This is a genomic window from Zhongshania guokunii, assembly GCF_040892635.1.
In the GTDB taxonomy this organism is placed as follows: Bacteria; Pseudomonadota; Gammaproteobacteria; order Pseudomonadales; family Spongiibacteraceae; genus Spongiibacter; species Spongiibacter guokunii.
On record NZ_JBFRYA010000017.1, the window covers coordinates 34,013 to 52,955 of the forward strand.

General features: G+C 50.3%; 18 protein-coding genes and 1 other RNA gene. 8 read left to right on the forward strand and 11 right to left on the reverse strand.

The features are described 5' to 3' along the window. The first annotated feature begins 28 nt into the window (after nt 1–28). The gene (locus AB4876_RS16185) at nt 29–604 is read left to right on the forward strand and encodes a hypothetical protein (RefSeq protein WP_368382792.1); all 576 of its coding nucleotides are present in this window, start codon (nt 29–31) and stop codon (nt 602–604) included. A 161-nt stretch (nt 605–765) separates the two neighbouring features. On the opposite strand, the gene AB4876_RS16190 is transcribed toward AB4876_RS16185, so the two are convergent. The 6 genes from AB4876_RS16190 to ppx form a co-directional block, all read right to left on the reverse strand. Next, a complete protein-coding gene (locus AB4876_RS16190; protein ID WP_368382793.1) occupies nt 766–2,778 on the reverse strand; it encodes an AAA family ATPase in 2,013 nt (670 codons plus the stop codon). Continuing rightward, a complete protein-coding gene (locus AB4876_RS16195) occupies nt 2,778–2,990 on the reverse strand; it encodes a helix-turn-helix transcriptional regulator (protein WP_368382794.1) in 213 nt (70 codons plus the stop codon). Before AB4876_RS16195 ends, AB4876_RS16190 begins: the two co-directional genes overlap by 1 nt. A gap of 91 nt (nt 2,991–3,081) precedes the next feature. Then, the gene (locus AB4876_RS16200) at nt 3,082–3,693 is read right to left on the reverse strand and encodes a hypothetical protein (RefSeq protein ID WP_368382795.1); all 612 of its coding nucleotides are present in this window, start codon (nt 3,691–3,693) and stop codon (nt 3,082–3,084) included. Beyond that, nucleotides 3,693–4,910 carry a tyrosine-type recombinase/integrase gene (locus AB4876_RS16205; RefSeq protein ID WP_368382796.1) on the reverse strand — a complete coding sequence of 406 codons (1,218 nt, stop codon included), beginning with the start codon at nt 4,908–4,910 and terminating at the stop codon, nt 3,693–3,695. Before AB4876_RS16205 ends, AB4876_RS16200 begins: the two co-directional genes overlap by 1 nt. 177 nt (nt 4,911–5,087) lie before the next feature. Continuing rightward, nucleotides 5,088–5,449: a transfer-messenger RNA gene (gene ssrA, locus AB4876_RS16210) on the reverse strand. Between the two features lie 35 nt (nt 5,450–5,484). Then, on the reverse strand, nt 5,485–6,996 hold the full coding sequence (gene ppx / locus AB4876_RS16215) for an exopolyphosphatase (protein ID WP_368382797.1): 1,512 nt from the start codon (nt 6,994–6,996) through the stop codon (nt 5,485–5,487). 158 nt (nt 6,997–7,154) lie between these two features. Between ppx and ppk1 the strand changes: the two genes are divergently transcribed. Further along, nucleotides 7,155–9,263: a polyphosphate kinase 1 gene (ppk1, locus tag AB4876_RS16220; protein WP_368382798.1), complete on the forward strand. Its 2,109-nt coding sequence runs from the start codon at nt 7,155–7,157 to the stop codon at nt 9,261–9,263. 12 nt (nt 9,264–9,275) lie between these two features. Here ppk1 and AB4876_RS16225 read toward each other — a convergent pair whose 3' ends face one another. Genes AB4876_RS16225 through smpB form a run of 3 tightly spaced genes read right to left on the reverse strand, consistent with a single transcriptional unit; the run spans nt 9,276 to nt 10,932 of the window. Continuing rightward, on the reverse strand, nt 9,276–9,899 hold the full coding sequence (locus AB4876_RS16225) for a class I SAM-dependent methyltransferase (RefSeq protein ID WP_368382799.1): 624 nt from the start codon (nt 9,897–9,899) through the stop codon (nt 9,276–9,278). Between the two features lie 32 nt (nt 9,900–9,931). Further along, nucleotides 9,932–10,429: a SixA phosphatase family protein gene (locus AB4876_RS16230; RefSeq protein WP_368382800.1), complete on the reverse strand. Its 498-nt coding sequence runs from the start codon at nt 10,427–10,429 to the stop codon at nt 9,932–9,934. Nucleotides 10,430–10,452: 23 nt separating this feature from the next. Continuing rightward, nucleotides 10,453–10,932: an SsrA-binding protein SmpB gene (gene smpB / locus AB4876_RS16235; RefSeq protein WP_368382801.1), complete on the reverse strand. Its 480-nt coding sequence runs from the start codon at nt 10,930–10,932 to the stop codon at nt 10,453–10,455. Nucleotides 10,933–11,019: 87 nt separating this feature from the next. Here smpB and AB4876_RS16240 point away from each other — a divergent pair, with 87 nt between their 5' ends. The 3 genes from AB4876_RS16240 to AB4876_RS16250 are packed head-to-tail and all read left to right on the forward strand — an operon-like array spanning nt 11,020 to nt 13,149. Then, nucleotides 11,020–12,390: a sodium-dependent transporter gene (locus AB4876_RS16240; protein WP_368382802.1), complete on the forward strand. Its 1,371-nt coding sequence runs from the start codon at nt 11,020–11,022 to the stop codon at nt 12,388–12,390. Between the two features lie 17 nt (nt 12,391–12,407). Next, nucleotides 12,408–12,842 (forward strand): type II toxin-antitoxin system RatA family toxin, encoded by a 435-nt coding sequence (locus AB4876_RS16245; protein WP_368382803.1) that lies wholly within the window; start codon nt 12,408–12,410, stop codon nt 12,840–12,842. After that, the gene (locus AB4876_RS16250; protein ID WP_368382804.1) at nt 12,832–13,149 is read left to right on the forward strand and encodes an RnfH family protein; all 318 of its coding nucleotides are present in this window, start codon (nt 12,832–12,834) and stop codon (nt 13,147–13,149) included. Before AB4876_RS16245 ends, AB4876_RS16250 begins: the two co-directional genes overlap by 11 nt. Here AB4876_RS16250 and AB4876_RS16255 read toward each other — a convergent pair whose 3' ends face one another. Further along, nucleotides 13,150–13,563 (reverse strand): outer membrane protein assembly factor BamE, encoded by a 414-nt coding sequence (locus AB4876_RS16255; protein WP_301030504.1) that lies wholly within the window; start codon nt 13,561–13,563, stop codon nt 13,150–13,152. 76 nt (nt 13,564–13,639) lie between these two features. Between AB4876_RS16255 and fur the strand changes: the two genes are divergently transcribed. Beyond that, nucleotides 13,640–14,056 (forward strand): ferric iron uptake transcriptional regulator, encoded by a 417-nt coding sequence (fur, locus tag AB4876_RS16260; RefSeq protein WP_368382805.1) that lies wholly within the window; start codon nt 13,640–13,642, stop codon nt 14,054–14,056. Between the two features lie 224 nt (nt 14,057–14,280). Here fur and recN read toward each other — a convergent pair whose 3' ends face one another. Beyond that, complete coding sequence (gene recN, locus AB4876_RS16265) at nt 14,281–15,945, reverse strand: DNA repair protein RecN (RefSeq protein WP_368382806.1); 1,665 nt, start codon at nt 15,943–15,945, stop codon at nt 14,281–14,283. 184 nt (nt 15,946–16,129) lie between these two features. Between recN and grpE the strand changes: the two genes are divergently transcribed. Both grpE and dnaK read left to right on the forward strand, forming a co-directional pair. Next, the gene (gene grpE / locus AB4876_RS16270) at nt 16,130–16,735 is read left to right on the forward strand and encodes a nucleotide exchange factor GrpE (RefSeq protein ID WP_368382836.1); all 606 of its coding nucleotides are present in this window, start codon (nt 16,130–16,132) and stop codon (nt 16,733–16,735) included. A gap of 120 nt (nt 16,736–16,855) precedes the next feature. After that, nucleotides 16,856–18,781: a molecular chaperone DnaK gene (dnaK, locus tag AB4876_RS16275; RefSeq protein ID WP_368382807.1), complete on the forward strand. Its 1,926-nt coding sequence runs from the start codon at nt 16,856–16,858 to the stop codon at nt 18,779–18,781. Nucleotides 18,782–18,943: the final 162 nt, after the last annotated feature.

Below are 18,943 nucleotides of genomic sequence, written 5' to 3' on the forward strand. Positions count from 1 at the left end.
GGGGTAAACATCAGGTCAGAAATTATTTATGACAACTCTGGATTTCCTGCTTTTAATATTTGCTACACCAGCATTGATTGCATTAGTAGCGCTAATTATCATGCTATACCGAGGGAAATCTAGCATGATCTTTCGGTTCACAAAGTTTGGGAAGCTTTTAATATTAGAGAAAATATTTTTCATCCTTGCGGGATGTGGTCTGATTTTATGTTTCTATGCCGGGGCGGAAGTTAGCTTGCGGTGGGTTCCAGAAAGTTTTGGTATAAAAACTGATGTAGGTGATTTTGTCCCACTCTCGGCTCTTTTTGCAGGCGCATTTAGTGTCTTTGGCGGAATCGCGTTACTCAGTGTATCTATCGAGGCGGTTAGAACATCCATATTGCAAAAAATCAAGCTAGAAGAATTTAAGCTTATAAATGATGCTCATAGATTCCAGTCTAATATTTTAAACACCCAAATGTTTCGTGATGAGTTAAAGACCGCAATAGCGAAACTCGAGAGTGACAACCCCCAAATCAAAATTCTTCGTGATGGTATAGTTAGATCATTTGAAGAAGAAAAGCGCGACTCTCTTAATAGGGTTCTAAGCCTAATCGATAATTGATAATCATTATCATGTAAAAAAGTCTGCCGCGCCGGTCTTGCACAACTAAGGTTGTAGAGATTTACTCCCCCCTCCCTCTTTTGAGCCAGACAACCGGGCACCCCTTTAGGGGGGTGTCCTGTGTGTCTTCTAGGCTAGCTGAGCCGACAGGACATATATAGCTAAATGTCCGCTTGTCCGCTATCAATGCCTTTAAGCCCGACAATGTCTTTGATCAACATATCAGAAGGCCATAGCTCTGCCAGCTTTGAGGTGACGGGCCAATACTTTTCATCAACAACTGCAAGGCATCCTTGGTCTATCAATTTAGTCACACTGCGAAGAAATGCTCTTTGGCGTGCATCGGCACTGCCATCGACTGCATCGTAAAATTCCTGCCGAAACTCTCTTTTGCTTAATGGAATAAACAACCCAATTTGCAATGGCCAAGAGACTAATGCTTCTAGTGCTGCGCGTAAATGCCCAGTTAATCTGGGTGGACTCTCATTTGATCCCACACTAAATCCAATCACATCAAATACAATTGATGTTTCCCGGTCACCATCATCTTTGCGCCAATCTAACTCCACTTCCTTCACGTCAAAGGAAAGGCTGTCAGGTTTAGGGGCATCTTTCATTTTTTCACACGAAACGATTCGACCACCTGCTTGGGAGCTCTTTACGATATATTCAATATCTGCCCCGGCTCTCATTGCGCTCGATCCCCGAGCCCGGCCACCTTCAGCGTGGCCGGAGTGGTGAACTGTAAGCACCGTTGAATTAAACGTATCCTTTATTCTATCGGCGGCCTGTAGATATAAGCCTACGTCCTTTGCAGAGTTTTCATCACCGGCTCCGAAGTTTCTGTTCAGCGTATCAACCACCACCAACGCAATGTCCCCATACTTTTTTCTGACCTCATCAAGTGATGCCATTACATCATTAAACACGATTGGGTCAAGAAGAGCGGCGCTAGTGTCAGATACGACCAATGGAGAGTTACTTAGGTCAACTCCACGGTCAATAGACCACGCCATCAATCTCCGTCTAATGCCGTGATGCCCCTCGCCAGCGATAATTACAACAGTCCCCTTGGTAACACGTTTGTCATACCAATCGCCCCCTGTCGCGACAGAGCAACACCAGTCAATGGCAAGCAGTGACTTGCCAGTACTAGGAGCGCCAACCATGAAAACTACTGACGCTGGCATCACCCAATCCTTTATTAGCCAGCGTAGCGGCTTTGGTTCGCGCAATAGCTCCGATACCGGGCTGAAACGAAAAGGTCTGGATTCATGATGCGTTGATGAATGCGTGAATATTTTACTCAGTGGGTTTATCCACCCCCGTTTTTTTGCCTCTAAAAATACAGCCTCATAGCCAGTTCGGGAGGGTGCGAAGCTAAGCCACTTTTTATTAGCTTCGGCAGCGTTGTATTTTTCGTCAGTCTTAGACCATTCAATCCAAAGCTTGCGGCCGGCATCCCCGATTGAAGCTAATGCCATACCCAGTTTTACCCAAAGACCATACTCATCTGCGGGAATATGATGCAGCGCTGACTTGAGGTGGCTCTTTTGCTCTTCAGTAACAGCCCATCCAGTGTTGTCCCAATCATCGTCGGTTGAGGTAGCCCCAGTTTTTTTGAAATTGGGAGAATGCTTAGGTCTAAGTACGCTCTCAACATAGCTGGATATATCCGCTACATCACCACCAACGTTTTTGCCCGTAAAAGTAAAAAAGCGACTCCCACTATAGGCCTCGATACCTGTCGTGTTACTTGCTAATGGCGGAAATGATTTCCCTAAGCCTATAGCGTGAAATCCATCCCCAGAAGGAGATTTTTCAATATAGCCCGGCATGCTTTTAGCCAGCAAGGCAAGATCGGGATTAGCGCTGACATTATCCAGATCGATCCCCTGCCACCGCTTACCACCATCAAGGCCCAAGGCGAACCCCAAGCCATTATATTTTTTAGGGTTCATTTTTAAGACTGTAATGGCATCAGAAAATGATGCCATTAACGATATATCTAAATTGCTATCCAAGGGGCCTGCGCGACGGTTCCCATTTGCATAATAGGGAACCTTTCTCGGCTTTTCCCCTTTGGCTTCTTCACTCCTCCATAAGAGCCAGCGCTTTGCTTCTTTCATCTCTTTGGGTGTGTTTTTTTCTAGTCGTTCTACTATTGCGCTCACTACTCACCACCTCCATGTTGTGCGGCAGTAATACGGTCATCTATCCATTTATCGATGCTTGACTCAACCCATGCCACAGTGCGTCCCGCTAAAGGAATTGGGGCTGGGAAATCGGATGACTGGATCAAATCGTAAATGGTACTGCGAGCAAGGCCTGTGCGGCTTATTACCTGTGGAAGCCTTAGGAGATTTGTTCGGTTTGATTGTGACATGCTGGTATTCCTCGTTGGTTTGTGAACTCCAGCGGAATACTAATTATCTGCAAATTGTAAAGATAAGACGTAAGAAATCTGTTTTATTCTTTTACGTATTTGACGTCCCTAAATCCGTAGTGTGGTCATGGTTTTCGACCGCAGCGTTCGCTACGTTATTCATCGCAGTCTTAATTTGGCGTTCGGGAAATTCGCCGTTGATGTTAAGGATATACTTTAGCCAGTGATCTACTATCGAATAGAACTTTGAGGTAGGGGAGTATGATACATTTTGCTCTTCGCCATAAATCTTAGGAAATTCCCTGACGATAAAGTCCAGTGCAAAGGTATAGCGAGTAGAAGTAGCGCTCCCTCTTCCCGCTTCGGGAAATGTGCTCAGAAATTCGTCAGTGGACTTAATATATTTTTCCAGCGTAGTAAGCTCAAGTCCCGATGGGAACGCTTTAAGTACACCGGCAGTGATAGGATCCATATCCATCATCACTGAACGTGCTTGCTTTAACTTAGCTAATAATAACGCTAAGTTTTTTTTGATTTTGGAAATATTGGCAATGTCTGTGTCATTTCTAAATAGTTGGCGTTTAGTCGCTTCGACCAACATGCGCTCGACAGCCGGTAATTTGGCATCGTCTTGAACCACAATAGATAGGTTTGAACGTTGTTGCTCACTAAATTTGAAGTCAATAGCATTCCAGTCAAGCATTACCCAAACCGCACTGGCACAACATTGCCCCTAAGTGCTTGGATTTTCAGGTTTTCTAAATAGTCAGCCCAAGCCTGCATCATCTTTTTCCGTTCAGGTAGGTGGGCGGTGCGGTTATAGGCTCTGCCGTGAACATCCTTAACTGCGTGAGCTAGTTGATGCTCTATCCAATCCGGTCTGAAATGTAGCTCTTCGTCTAGTATCGTTCGTGCCATAGCGCGAAAGCCGTGGCCGCACATTTCCTCTTTTTCGATCCCCATTCGGCGCATGGCTGAGAGTATGGCGTTGTCGCTCATCGGGCGGCTAAGTGTCCTAGCGCTGGGGAATACGTATTCACTTTTACAGGTGAGTGGTCGCAGTTCCTGCAGTATGTCTACCGCTTGTTTGCACAAAGGCACGATATGCTCTGATTTGGTTTTGGTGACGTAGTAGCGCCATTCAGCCTTATCGAAATCCATTTCAGCCCATTTGGCGTTGCGTAATTCGCCGGGACGAACAAAGGTGAGTGGAGCAAGGCGTAGGGCCGCGTTTACGACGGCGGTTCCCTTGTAGCCATCTAGGGCGTTCAAGAGGGGGCCTACTTCTTTAGGGTCAGTGACTGCTGCACGGTGCTTCTTGATTGGATTGGCTAGGGCGCCGGATAAATCTTGTGATGGGTCACGTTCACATCGGCCTGTTGCCACACCATAGCGGAATATTTGGCCGGCAATCTGTTTTGTGCGTTTTGCTGATTCGAGGGCGCCACGATCTTCAATCTTTCGTAATACCGCTAGTAGCTCGGGAGGGGTGATCTCATTCAGCGGTCTGATGCCAAGCTGAGGGAATAAGTCTCGGGTCATCATCCGCTCGACTTTAGACCAGTGATTTTCAGCCCAAATAGGCTTTTGCTTGCTGAACCATTCTAAGGCGACAAGCTTGAAGCTATTTTCGGCGGCGGTGCTCCCTGTCAATTTGATGGCTTTGCGTTGGGCTGATGGGTCGATGCCGCTACTTAGTAAGTCTTTTGCATCTCGGTGCTTGGCTCGTGCAGATTTTAGCGATAGGTCTGGATACACCCCTAGCGCCAATAGCTTTTCCTTGGTGAAGTATCGGTATTTGAAGCGCCAATACTTTTTCCCATTGGGGTTAACCAGTAGAAACAGTCCACCCCCGTCGCTTAGTTTATAAGGGCTGACCTTCGGTTTAGCTTCTTTGACTGCAGTGGCTGAAAGCTTCATTGGCTACCTGAGTTTGGGGGTATCAACTATTGGTGGTGTCGATATACCCCCAGTTATACCCCCTTTTTAGGCCGGATTGCAATAGATCCCCTAGGACGCCTGCAGACCGTTTAGGCACAAAAAACCCCAGATTTACTGGGGTTTCAGGCCTTCCTTGGTCTCCCTTGGAAGTATTTTTGGTGGAGCCGGCGGGAATTGAACCCGCGTCCGCCAGTCCGCTGCTTAAGGCTCTTCACATGCTTGGTTTCCGTCAATTAATTTAGCCGCAAACAGCCCGACGGGCAGGACGTAATTGGCGATTCTGATAAGGTGTTTCGCGGCTCGGTCTCAGACATACCTTACTCGCTAGCTTGTTCTATATGACAGTCGCGTCCCATTTACAAGCATCTGGTAGCGACCGCTAACCGGGGTTTAAGCGGCTAGAGCGTAGTTGTCGTCGTTGGCAACTATTAGGTTTACAGCTTTGGATTAACGTGATTCGCTGTCATCACGGCATGCACCATAAGTTTTGTAACCGGCGTCGAATCCAAATCGGCCCCAGAGGGTGGATTGTACTCCTTTGGACCGGTGACGACTAGGATTGTTCGCTGTGGTTTTGTCGGATGCTTAGTTTTATGTTTAGACTTTTGTTAAGTAACTCGGCTTCGTCGTCTAAATCAGCGGCGATGAGCGGGTTGGCTTGCAGCCAGTCTTCGGGAATACTCAGGTTGAGTTTGGTGGCGTCTTTGCTGCTTAGGGTGATGGTGTCGGGCAGTTGTTTGGCTTGGCGACGCCGATAGAATATACATGCTAGGCGCAGTACGCAGACCAGCGGCCAGTCGGCGGTAACGCCGTAGCTAGGGCTGCCCACTGGCTTGGGTTTACGGCGGTGGTTGGCAACTAAAAAGCTGAGTCGGGCTTGTTCTTGCCGCGAGAAGCCCGGCATGTCGGCGTTACCGAGAATATAGGCGCCGTGCTTGTGGTAGCCGCCGTGGGCAATGGCAAGGCCCAATTCGTGCAGTTGGGCGGCCCAGCGTAATAGCGGGTCTGCTTCTTGGTCGGGGGTGGTGATGTGTTGGGCTACGGCGGGCAGCCAGCGGGCGCAGAGCTCCGCTATGCGGTTGCCCTGAGCTGCGTCGATGCTATATTGGCTAATTAGTTGTTTGATGGTGTCTTCGCGTTTGTCGCGGTGGTGAAGGCGTCCGGCGAGGTCGTGAACAATGCCTTCGCGAATGGCGTAATTAGAGACGTGCAGGCCTTCCATGTCTAATTCTTCGAACAGGGCGTAGAGCACGGCAAAGCCGCCAACAAAAACGTCGCGGCGGTCTTCACTCAAGCCTTTTATGTTTAGCTCGCGGCTATTGCTGGCACTGAGTACTTGGTTTTTTAGCTGCTCTACGCCGGAGGCAGAGATGTAGCCAGCATCACTTAGCTCTTGGTCTGCCAGAATTTTACCAATACTGCGAATGGTGCCTGAGGAACCAACGGCTTCTTGCCACTGTCCACGGAAGGGTTCAACGTAGGGGCCAATCATCTGCCGCGCGGCGTTAACTGCTTTTTTGAAGGATTTTTCGTTGATGTCGCCATTTTTGAAATAGCGCATACTGAAGCTGACGCAGCCCATGGGGAGGCTTTCGAGCTGGCGTGGGGTGTTATTACCCACCACAAGCTCGGTGGAGCCGCCGCCAATATCGATAACAAGGCGATGTTTTTGTTCTGGGGCAAAGTCGTTGGCTACGCCGAGGTAGACGAGGCGGGCTTCTTCGGTGCCTGAGATGATGTTGATAGTTAGGCCGAGCACGGCTTCGGCCTTGGCCATAAACTCGACGGCATTGCTGGCTGCACGCAGGGTGTTGGTGCCGACTACGCGAATTTGCCGGCGTGGAACACCGCGCAGGCGGTCGGCCATTTTGGCGAGGCTGTCTAGGGCGCGGTCTTGGGCTTCGTCGCTGAGCCGGCCGTCGTCGTCGAGACCCGCCGCCAATCTAACCATATCTTTATGGCGGTCGATGACGCGAATTTTGTTGTCGCTGAAGCTGGCAATGAGAAGGTGGAAGCTGTTGGAGCCAAGATCCAGTGCTGCGTAAGAGTCGCTATTTTGAGCCATGTTAGTATGAATTCCCTATTGGCTGCTCAGTGTATCGGCTGAGCCAGCGAAAATCGACACTGGGTTTGCGTCATAAAAATGACATGGCGCATCGCTACACTAGCGTGTATTTTTTTTGATAGATTATTTAAATGGATTATTTGAAGGGTGGGCAGGGCGTGGATAGTACATGGGTTGCCAAAGAGTTGAGTTGGTTGTCGTTTAATGAGCGGGTATTGCAGGAGGCTGCAGACCCGAGTGTGCCGATTATTCAGCGCATCCGTTATTTAGGTATTTTTTCAAATAACCTTGATGAGTTCTTTCGAGTGAGGGTGGCAGACGTGCGCCGCTTGGCGGCGTTTTCACCCGCGTCTAAGCAAGATGAATACAAAAATCTGCTTGAGGAAATTCGGCAGAAAGTACTTAAATTGCAGCAGCGTTTTGACGCGGTATACCGTGAAAATTTAAAAGAATTGCGGCGCCGTAAGATCTATCTGATCAACGAAAAGCAGTTAGATGAGGCGCAAACCAGTTATGTGCGCTCTTACTTTCACTCTCATATTCAGCAGGAATTGGTGCCGATTATTCTCGACGATGCCAATCCTATCCCTGAATTAAATGAATCCTCTATTTATCTTGCGATTCGCTTGGGCTACGAGACTCAGACCCGCTTTGCATTGCTGGAGATTCCCACCTCGCGGCTTGATCGTTTTATTCGCATCCCTGGCCGCAAAGGTAAGCGTGGCAAGGTCCTAATTTCTTTAGAAAATATGATTCGGGTGTGTCTGCCCGAGGTGTTCAGGGGGATTTTTCCCTTGGAAACGTCAGATGCCTACACTATTAAGCTAACGCGTGACGCTGAGCTGGAGTTGAGTGAAGAGGTGACCCACACCTTTGTTGAGAAGATGACTCAGAGCCTAAAGCGTCGTAAAAAAGGCGATCCAGTGCGCTTTGTGTACGATGCAGCGATGCCCAATGACTTACTGGATTATCTCGTTAAGCGTATGGGGCTGGGCAAACTCGATTCTATGATCCCCGGTGGGCGCTACCACAATTCCAAGGACTTTATGCGCTTTCCCAATTTGGGGCCAGCGTATTTGGATGCCAAGTCGCGGGCAACTATACCAGTGCCCGTAATTGACCGAGCAGCGAATATTTTGAGCTGCCTGCGCGAGCAAGATATTTTGCTGTATTACCCCTATCACAGTTTTAATTACCTGACCGATTTGCTGAAAACAGCGGCGATCGATCCCGCAGTGAAAAGTATTAAGGCTAGTCTGTACCGGGTGGCGTCTAACTCTCATGTGGTTGATGCGCTGCTGAATGCCGTGGCCAATCACAAAGAAGTAACAGTGGTTGTTGAGTTGCAGGCCCGCTTTGATGAAGAGGCGAATATCGCGCTGTCGCAGCGTTTAACCGACGGCGGCGTGAATGTTATTTTGGGCGTGCCAGGTTTAAAGGTGCACAGCAAACTGATTTCGATTGTGCGCCAAGAAGGCAGTGTGCAGCGCTATTACAGCCATGTGGGTACTGGTAATTTCAACGAAAAGACTGCCACGGTGTACACCGATTTTAGTTTGCTCACCTACGACCAAGCGATTGGTGACGAGGTAGCCAAAGTATTTGATTTTATTGCCTTCAACTATAAGCGTCATGAGTTTAACCATCTTGGGGTGTCGCCGCTGAATAGCCGTGAGCGCTTGCTGGGCTTGGTTAAAGAGGAGATTCAAAATGCTAAAAAGGGTAATGAGTGCGGCATCACCCTTAAGTGTAATAATTTGGTCGACCGCGAGCTAATCGACCTGCTCTACGAGGCCAGTGCGGCTGGGGTGCCGGTGCGCTTAATTGTGCGCGGCATGTGTTCCTTGGTGCCGGGGGTGGCGGGGCTGAGCGACAATATTGAGGCGATTAGCATTGTTGACGGCTTCTTAGAGCATCCACGGGTGTATATTTTTCGCAATAATGGCGAGCCCCGCTATTTTATTTCCTCGGCAGATTTAATGACCCGCAATATCGATTTTCGAGTTGAGGTGACTTGCCCTATTTACAATAAACCTTTGCAGGATATGTTGCAGACGATTATTGATTTGCAGTGGGCCGACAATGTTAAGGCGCGGATAATTGATGCTTCGCAAAGCAATGCGTTTCGGGTGCGTAAGAAGAGTGGAGGTAAAATTCGTTCGCAGGATCAGACCTATAAGTTTCTGAGCACGGGTAAATTGCCGCGCTTGGCGCGCTTAGACTATCGCGCCAAACCGAAGTCTCCAAAAAAGAAACACAAGAAATAAGGTGTGCGGCGCTTACTGCGAAATAATCAGTAATTCGCCGCTGAGTTTTTTTGGACTGTAAATTTCGCGGCTGACGAGTTCAGCGCCAAAGGCTTTTTGGCAGCGTTTTGCCAATTTATGGAATGGTGGGCGACCGGGGTCGGCAATAATAATTTTGCCCACACCGGCTTCGTGGGCAGCGCTTATGGCGGAAAACAAGGGTTTAACTAAGGTGTCCCAGAAACAAATGTCGCCGCCGAGCATCAGGCTGTGACCCTTTAGATCTTCAGTTTTAAGATGTTCGTAGCGGGCAGTGCGCGTCTTGATTTTGACATCATTGAGTAGGGCGTGGGCGTCGAGGTAGGGAAATACGTGCTCGTCGGCGTCTACAGCGGTCACTTTTGCCTTGAAGTGCTGCGCGCAGGAAATTCCTAAAATACCCCAGCCACAGCCGATTTCCATCATTTTGGCCCGTTTTTTAGGCGGGTTTTCCAGCAGGTAATCCATTATTAAAAAAGACGAGCCCCACACCTGGTAGCCGTGAATCTCTGGCCCAGGTAAATTACGCTGCATACGTCGTATTAGTTTGTGGCTTTTTTTGAGAATGAGAACGTCGTTAACAATGTTAATGTCTTTTAACGCTGAGCTGTCGGCCATTGTTTGGGCGCATCCTGTGCTGTGTGGTCTCGCTAGCGGAATTGTTTGGGGCGAATGATTTCAATGAGCTTGGCGCTATCGGCGCGCAGTTGATCCCAGTACTCGATATTAATTTCTAGTTCCATAAAGGTACAGGTGCCGACGTGGCCAATTTTGCCATCGTATAAATAGTTGGCAAGGTCAGCAAGTGCAGGGTTGTGGCCAATAATAAGCGCGTTACTTTGGGTTTGCGGTAGGTCTTTAATCCAGGCGAGGAGTTTTGGCGCCTCAAAGGTGTAGAGAGCCTCGTCGTGGACGATATCAGCGGCATCTAAAATGCTAGAGTCGGCCTGAAAGCGCTTGAGGGTTTCCTGCGCGCGCTTTGCAGTGCTGCAGTACACATAATTAAAGATGTGTTCGCGGCGCTGGATTTCGCTAGCAATGAGTTGGCAGTCGCGCTTGCCACGTTTGGTGATCGGTCGCTCAGCGTCACTGAGTTGGTCATCATCCCAACCTGATTTAGCGTGGCGCAGCAAATAGAGAGTTTTCATTGGCGTTGGGTGCGATGCTCGGTTTAGGAGTTATGTGCGCGGACAATGCGCATTTTCTGGCGTTCCCAGTCGCGGTTCTTTTCAGACTCGCGCTTGTCGTGATCTTGCTTGCCTTTGGCCAGTGCAATTTCTGCTTTGACCATGTGCTTTTTCCAATACAAGGCGGTGCACACGCAGGTGTAGCCTTTCTGCTGCACGGCCTCCTCTAGCTTGCGCAGTTCTTTTGCGTGTAGCAAGAGCTTGCGAGTGCGGGTTGGATCGGTCACATAGTGGGTAGACGCACTGAGTAGCGGCGAAATATGACCGCCCATCAGAAAGGCCTCGCCGTTCTGTAGTATCACGTAGGTGTCGACGATCTGGATTTTGCCTTGTCGCAGGCTTTTGACCTCCCACCCCTGCAGTACTAAGCCTGCTTCAAACTTGTCGGTAAGGGTATAGTCGTGCCGCGACTTTTTGTTTAGTGCGATCGTGCTGCTGGTGTTTTTTGGTTTGTTTTTACTCATGGAGCCGATTATAGAGGGAGTTGCTGGCAAAACCTATTGGCCTCAGGTAAAAAGACCCCTGCTTTGCAGAATTGATGTTGGCGGCTTATGGTTTTAAAGAAACGAAAAATACAGGGGATCTGGTCTAGCCGCTGGACATTTCTTGCTGCCGCCACCGGTTTGGTGGTCAGTTTAGGTAACTTTTGGCGCACGCCACAAGAGCTTGGGCATAATGGCGGCGGTGCATATCTGCTACTTTATCTTGGCTTTGTGGTGTTGGTGATGCTCCCCATAGCGGTGGCGGAGGTGCGTATTGCGGTACGTGCGCGCGGCAACCCTATTCATGCCATTGACCAGTTGGCGCATTATGCCAAGGCGAGCAAGCACTGGTCATTAGCCGCTCAAATAGCCTGTATTGCGGCGTTGATGCTGGCGGCCAATTACGCGGTAGTGTCGTCGTGGCTATTGGCCTATGTTGCCAAAATGTCGACTGGGGTAATGGATGGCGCTAGTCTGGATGTGGTTGCCGCTGAGTTAACCGGCTTACTCGCGGCGCCAGAGCAAATGCGATTTTGGCAGCGAATATTTTTGGTGGCGGCAATATCGCTGTCGGCCATGAACGTGGTGCGGGGTATGGCGGGGGTGCTACGGGTACTGCTGCCGGTGCTGTTGCTGGTGCTGCTGAGTATTGTCTATTACAGCTACGCCTTGGGAGACTTCACATCTGCCTTGCAGTGGATGTTTACTCTGCGGGTAGAAGATTTGAGTTGGCGAGGGGTATTCTCGGCCTTGCAGCACGCGTTTTACACTCTGAGCATTGGTACTGGCGCATTAATGGCCTACGGCGCGTATTTCCCCTCTGGGCGCTCTATTTCTCGGCAGTTGATGGCCTTGGTAATTATTGATGCTGGGGTTTTAGTGCTCGCGGGTTTGGCGATACTGGCGCTGGTGTTTGATCAGCATATTGTTCCGGGTAGTGGTCCGGCGCTGTTATTTATTAGCCTGCCGTTTTCTTTCGGTAATTTGGTGTTTGGCGATATTGCCGGCACTGCCTTCTTCTTATTGTTGTCGATTTTGTCATTAACCACGGTAGTGGCGCTCATGGAGCCACTGGTCGCGTATATGGTTGAGCGCTGGGCGGTATGGCGGCCGGCAGCGGCGATAATGGCTGGGGTCTTGATCTGGGTGGGTGGCGATGTGGCGATTAGCTCCTTGGCACCCGCCAGTGATTTGCGCTGGCTGTCGCGTAGTTTTATGGAATGGGTCGATATATTGGCGGCCAATATCTTGCTGCCCTTATCGGCCTGGTGCTTTGTGTTATTTGCCGCGTGGCGGGTGCCCAAGGTAGTTTATGGGGTGCGGGACGGTTGGTTTGAGGGCGTGTTTTTTTGGCTTTGGCAGGCCTTGTTGCGGTATATTGCGCCGCCTGCAATATTGGTGGTGTTAGTTGTGGGCTTATACCTGCGAGTGACCGCCTAAACTAATTGGGACCGAGAATGACCGAGATTCGGCGCAGCGCGCTATTGCCCTATTCCGCAGATGTTGTTTATGAGCTAATCAACGATGTTGCGGCTTATCCCCAGTATATGGATGGCTGTGTCGGCGCTGAAGTACTGGCGCGCAGCGATGATATGATGGAGGCGCGTTTAGATTTGGCTAAAGCTGGCATTAAGTTGAGCTTTATTACCCGCAATAAGTTGGTTGCCGGTCGCAGTGTGAGCTTAAGCCTGGTTGATGGCCCGTTTGAGGATTTGCGCGGCGAGTGGACACTGTTGGCGCTGAGTGACGAGGCCTGCAAGGTGAGCTTGCATTTACGTTTCTCGCTGACCAACAGTTTGGTTGGTGCGGCCACCAAGCAATTATTCAATTCGGTGGCCAATAATTTAGTGGATGCCCTAGTAAAGCGAGCGAACGAACAGTATGGACGATAATAGCAAAACGATTCATGTTGAGGTTGCTTACGCGTTGCCAGACAAGCAGCGCATTGTGGCGCTGGAGTTACCTGAGGGTACTACCGTTAGGGCCGCAGCCTTGCAGTCTGGTCTGGATAAGCAGTTTGTAGAGTTGGATCTGAGCGCTGTTGATTTAGGCGTGTTTGGCAAAGGTGTGAGTAAGCCTGAAGAGCAGGTATTAAAAAATGGCGACCGCGTAGAAATCTACCGGCCACTCATTGTCGATCCAAAAGAGGTGCGCAAACAGCGGGCCGCCAAAGTAAAAGCCCGCAAGGCCGCTGAATAATTATTCAGCGACAGGTGCTGGTACGGTTGCTGGATCAGTTGCAGTGCCGTCGCTGTTTTGTGCCGGCATGGGCTCTACCGGTTTAACGTCGGTTGGTTTAACGTCGGTAGTGAATTTGACCAGCGTGTCGCCTTCAAAATAAGCCGTTAGCTGGTGGCGCTCTACCGGTTCATCTGGCTTGCTCAAAGTGTAAATATAGTCCCAGCGGTTGGGGCTGAAGGTGTCGCGCACCATGGGCGTACCCATCACGTATTCTACTTGGCTGCGGCTCATGCCAACCTTAAGCTGGTCTACCATTTCCGAGGTGATAATGTTGCCCTGGTCGATGGGCAGGCGGTAAACGCCGGGGAATTCCAGCGAGCTGCATGCCGCCAAAGTTACAAGCAGGCATGCTGTGGCAAATCGTCTATACATGCTAAAGGGTTCCAATCGCTTACAGAGGCGTGGGATAATAGCGCAATCCCCACCGCAACGCTAAGGTCCAAGGCATATGTCGATAGAAAATAAAGAGCTCCGCAAAGCAGGGCTTAAAGTTACTTTGCCTCGCGTCAAGATTTTACAGTTGCTGGAACAGGCTGAGAGTGAGAATCAGCATTTTAGTGCGGAAGACGTGTATCGGGCCCTAATGGAGTCAGGCGAAGATGTTGGTTTGGCCACCGTTTATCGTGTACTCACTCAGTTTGAAGCCGCAGGTTTAGTAATTAGGCATAATTTTGAGGCGGGTCATTCGGTTTTTGAACTGGAAAAAGGTGAGCACCACGACCACATCGTATGCTTGGAAACCAATGAGGTTATTGAGTTTTGCGACGACATAATCGAAGCCCGTCAGCGTCAGTTAGTTGAAGAGCGCGGTTTTGAGTTGGTTGATCACAGCTTGGTTTTGTATGTGAAGCCGAAGAAGGCGTAACGCTTTAACGCTGAACGGGAGACGCAAAATCCGCTTTTTTTGCCTCTCCCGTTTGCCACTGAGCCGAAATTGCTAGTCTGACGCCCCATGTATGATGATTCGTTTAATGTTACGACACGTAATATCGTGAGCCCCGCATGCTAGATGCTACGAATGCGAAAACCTGTTTTTGACTTAGCGTCTCCCGTCAATCATACAGCACCCCGAGGTCAAGCATCTCCCGCTTAATGCCTTACCCCCAGCATCTCGCGTGCATGCGCTAAGGTGTTCTCGGTAATCGAAATCCCGCCTAACATCCGTGCAATTTCATCAATTTTTTGCTCATCTTTTAGCGGCTGCAGCTCGGTGCGCAGGTGCTTTTTGTCGCCCACTTTTTGCACGCGAATATGATGATCGCCTTGGCTGGCAACTTGGGGCTGGTGGGTTACGCACAGTACTTGGCTGCGTTTGCCCAGTTCATTCAGTAGTTTGCCAACGATTTCGGCAGTGGCGCCGCCAATGCCAACGTCCACTTCGTCAAAAACAATAGTGGGTATGGCCGCTACTTGGGCGGTGACCACCTGAATGGCAAGGCTGATCCGCGATAGTTCGCCGCCAGAGGCGATTTTGTTGAGCGGGCCCTTGGCAGAAGTGGGGTTGGTGCTAATCAGAATTTCAACTTCTTCGCGGCCGCAGCTGTGGGGTTCGTCGCTCAGGGCCTGCAGGGCAAAATCGACTTCGCAGTGTTTCATGCTCAGGGCGCGAAGTTGTTCTTCTACTCTTTTTTTCATAGTGGCAGCGGCTTTGCGGCGCTTTTCGCTGAGTGTAGCGGCCTTGTCATTATAGGCTTGCAATGATTTGCGCTGCTCGATGCGCAGCTGCTCTAATTTTTCATCGCTGGCGTTGAGGCCCTCTAGTTGTTCCGCTAAGGAGGCGTGCAAAGCAGGTAGCTCTGCGGGTTGCAGGCGGTGTTTACGGGCAGTTTGGTAAATGGCGTCTAAGCGGCTCTCAACCTCGACTAGGCGGTCGGGGTCGAGTTCGGTGCCGTCTAATACGGTTTGCAGCTCGCGGGCAGCTTCTTCAATTTGAATGCGGGCGCTTTCTATTAGTTGGGCTGCATTGCTTTGTGCTGCGCATTGGTGCTGGCTGCTGTTTAGTGACGATAATGCCTGGTGGAGTATGCCCATGGCGTTAACCTCGCCCTCTCTGCAGAGCTGGAGGCTGTGATGATTGGCGGCGAGAATCTGTTCGGCATTTGCCAGTTGCTTCTGCTGGTTTTCTAGCTCTTCTAGCTCATTGGGCTGTAGGTTTAAGCGATTTAACTCTTCGAGCTGATAGCGGAGCAGCTGTTCCTGCGCGTTTTGTTCGGCGACATTGCTTGCTAGGGTCGCTAGGGTTTTGCTGCTGCGTTGATACTGGCTGCAGTGCTCGCTGACCTGCTGAGCCAGTGCGCTGGTGCCGGCAAAGGCGTCGAGCAATTCGCGCTGATAGGGTTTTTGTAACAGTGATTGATGGGCGTGCTGGCTGTGGATGTCGATCAGTAAATTGCCGAGTTCTCGAATCGCTTGCAGAGTAACGGGCTGGCCATTGATGTAGGCGCGGGAGCGGCCCTCGCTGGTGATAACTCGACGTAACATGCATTCGCTGCCGTCATCGAGTTCGCGCTCTTTTAACCATGTTACTGCGCCGGCGATTTGGCTGATGTCAAAGAGGGCGTGAATGTCGGCGCGGTCTGCGCCGGGACGCACAATATTGTTGTCGGCGCGGTCGCCGAGGGCGAGGCCGAGGGCATCGAGCATAATCGACTTGCCGGCGCCGGTCTCGCCGGTAAGTACAGTCATGCCGGGGTGTAGTTCGATGTCGAGGCTTTCGGTAATAGCGTAGTTGCTGATGTTGAGGTGGCTCAGCATGATGCTCTCTCACGGTGGGTGTGGGAAATTTGTCTGTATATTTATACAGTAAAATGCTGTGGCCGAGCAAGTGTCTGAGTGGGCTTGTTGAAAAATCTTTGTTGCCGCCTTGAAATATGGTGCTACAGCCCCATATCCCAGTCAGCGCGGCCTCGCTGCCGCAAGAAATCAGAGAGTGACGGAGATAGCTGAAGTGGCAGAAGATCAGGATAAATCGGCATTGCAAGATGAAGATGCGCAGGTAGAGGCGATTGTTGGTGAGATTCAAGATGCGCTTGATGGTGCTGAGGCTGAGTCGGCGTCCGCGCCGGCTGCAGAAAAGAGCCTTGAAGTGCAGCTGGAAGAGGCCAAGCAGGCTGCCGCTGACGCCAAAGAGCAGGCGCTGCGCGCCGTAGCCGATGCCCAAAATATTCGCCGTCGCGCCGAGAAAGACGCGGAAAACGCTCGCAAGTTTGCCTTAGAGAAGTTTGCTGGGGACATGCTGGTGGTGGCCGATAATCTGGATCGCGCCTTGGCTTCAGCTGATCGGGCTAATGAGTCCTTGAAGCCGATGATCGAAGGCGTGGAGCTGACGCATAAGTCGATGCTCGACGCTTTGGCTCGCCACAATGTTGAATTGATCAACCCTGTAGGCGAACCGTTTAACCCTGAATTTCATCAGGCGATGGCGATGGTGCCAAACCCAGATGCCGAGCCTAATTCGGTTATGGACGTCATGCAGAAGGGTTTCACCCTGAATGGTCGTCTATTGCGCCCAGCCATGGTGGTGGTCGCTAAAGCGCCGGAATAATTTTTAAAATTGTGTAAAAAATGGTCTATGTCCCCTTGAAATATGTGGATAAGGGCCAATATCTGACAACAAGACATAGTGTTCGCCAAAAGTGGCGACTAGGTAAATCGGAGATTTAACATGGGTAAAATAATCGGTATAGATTTGGGTACCACTAACTCTTGTGTTGCTGTTATGGATGGCGACAAGGTTAAGGTTATCGAGAATGCAGAAGGTACACGCACCACTCCTTCGATTGTTGCTTACACTGAAGACAAAGAAATTCTGGTTGGTCAGAGCGCAAAGCGTCAGGCCGTCACCAATCCGCATAACACCTTGTATGCGGTGAAGCGCTTGATCGGTCGTCGCTTTGAAGACGACGTGGTTCAAAAAGACATTAAGATGGTGCCCTACAATATCTGCAAAGCCGATAACGGCGACGCGTGGGTAGAAGTGAAAGGCGAGAAAATGGCGCCACCGCAAATTTCTGCGGAAATTCTCAAGAAAATGAAGAAAACCGCTGAAGACTACTTGGGTGAGAAAGTCACCGAAGCGGTTATCACTGTACCTGCTTACTTTAACGACTCTCAGCGTCAGGCGACTAAAGACGCTGGTCGTATTGCTGGTCTGGATGTAAAGCGTATTATCAACGAGCCTACTGCAGCGGCATTGGCCTACGGTATGGACAAGTCTAAGGGCGATCGCACCATTGCGGTATACGACTTAGGTGGTGGTACTTTTGATATTTCGATTATCGAAATTGCTGAAGTAGATGGCGAGCACCAGTTTGAAGTGCTGTCGACTAACGGCGACACCTTCTTAGGTGGTGAAGATTTCGATATGCGCCTGATCGATTATTTGGCGGAAGAGTTCAAGAAAGAAAACAGTATTGACCTGAAAGGCGATTCACTGGCTGTGCAGCGTCTGAAAGAAGCCGCAGAGAAAGCCAAAATCGAATTGTCTTCTAGCCAGCAAACTGAAATCAATCTGCCTTACATCACTGCCGATGCGACTGGTCCTAAGCACTTGGTTGTGAAGTTGAGCCGCGCTAAGCTGGAATCACTGGTTGGCGATTTGGTTGCTCGTTCACTAGAGCCAATGAAAGTGGCTCTGAAAGATGCTGGTTTGTCTGCATCTGAAATCGACGAAATCATTTTGGTTGGTGGTCAGACTCGTATGCCTTTGGTGCAAACCAAGGTAACAGAGTTCTTTGGTAAAGAAGCGCGTCGCGATGTAAACCCCGATGAAGCGGTTGCCATGGGTGCTGCCCTGCAGGGCGCGGTACTGTCTGGCGAAGTGAAAGACGTATTGCTGCTTGACGTTACTCCGCTGAGCCTAGGTATTGAAACCATGGGTGGTGTGGCGACGCACCTGATTGAGAAAAACACTACGATTCCTACTAAGAAATCACAGGTGTTCTCAACCGCAGAGGATAATCAGTCTGCCGTAACGATTCACGTCGTGCAGGGTGAGCGTAAGCAAGCCAGCGCCAACAAATCGCTTGGCCGTTTCGACTTGGCCGACATTCCACCTGCGCCACGTGGTCTGCCGCAAATTGAAGTTACCTTCGATATCGATGCCAACGGTATTTTGCATGTGTCTGCTAAAGACAAGGCAACCGGCAAAGAGCAGTCTATTCGCATCACGGCCTCAAGTGGCTTGAGCGATGATGAAATCGAGCAAATGGTACGAGATGCTGAAGCTAACGCTGAAGCTGACAAAAAGTTTGAAGCACTGGTCGTTGCGCGCAACACAGCTGAAGGCATGGCTAATGCGACTCGCAAAACTTTAGAAGAAGCCGGTGATAAGGCTTCTGATGAAGAGAAAGCGGCGATCGAAGCAGCGTTGACCGAAGTTGACGAAGCGCTTAAGAGCGACGACGTTGAGGTGATTGAAGCTGCGACCAAGAAGCTGACTGAGGCTTCTGGTGGTTTGGCTGAGAAAATGTACGCTGAGCAAGCTGCTCAGGCGCAGGCTGAAGGCGGTGCAGAGTCGGCTCAGGCAAGCGGTGCAGATGACGTGGTCGATGCTGAGTTTGAAGAAGTAAAAGACGACGACAAGAAGTAAACTCGACGCGAGGCTGTGCCTCGCTTGGGTGTAACGCTGGACGGGAGACGGAAGACGCAAAGGCTAAGGTCAGCGTGTTTTGCGATCTCCCGTTTGGCATGAAGGGTAGAATCATTTATAGGGGTAGTGGGCGGCGCGTTAAAAAGCGTCCCCCGCCTCCCG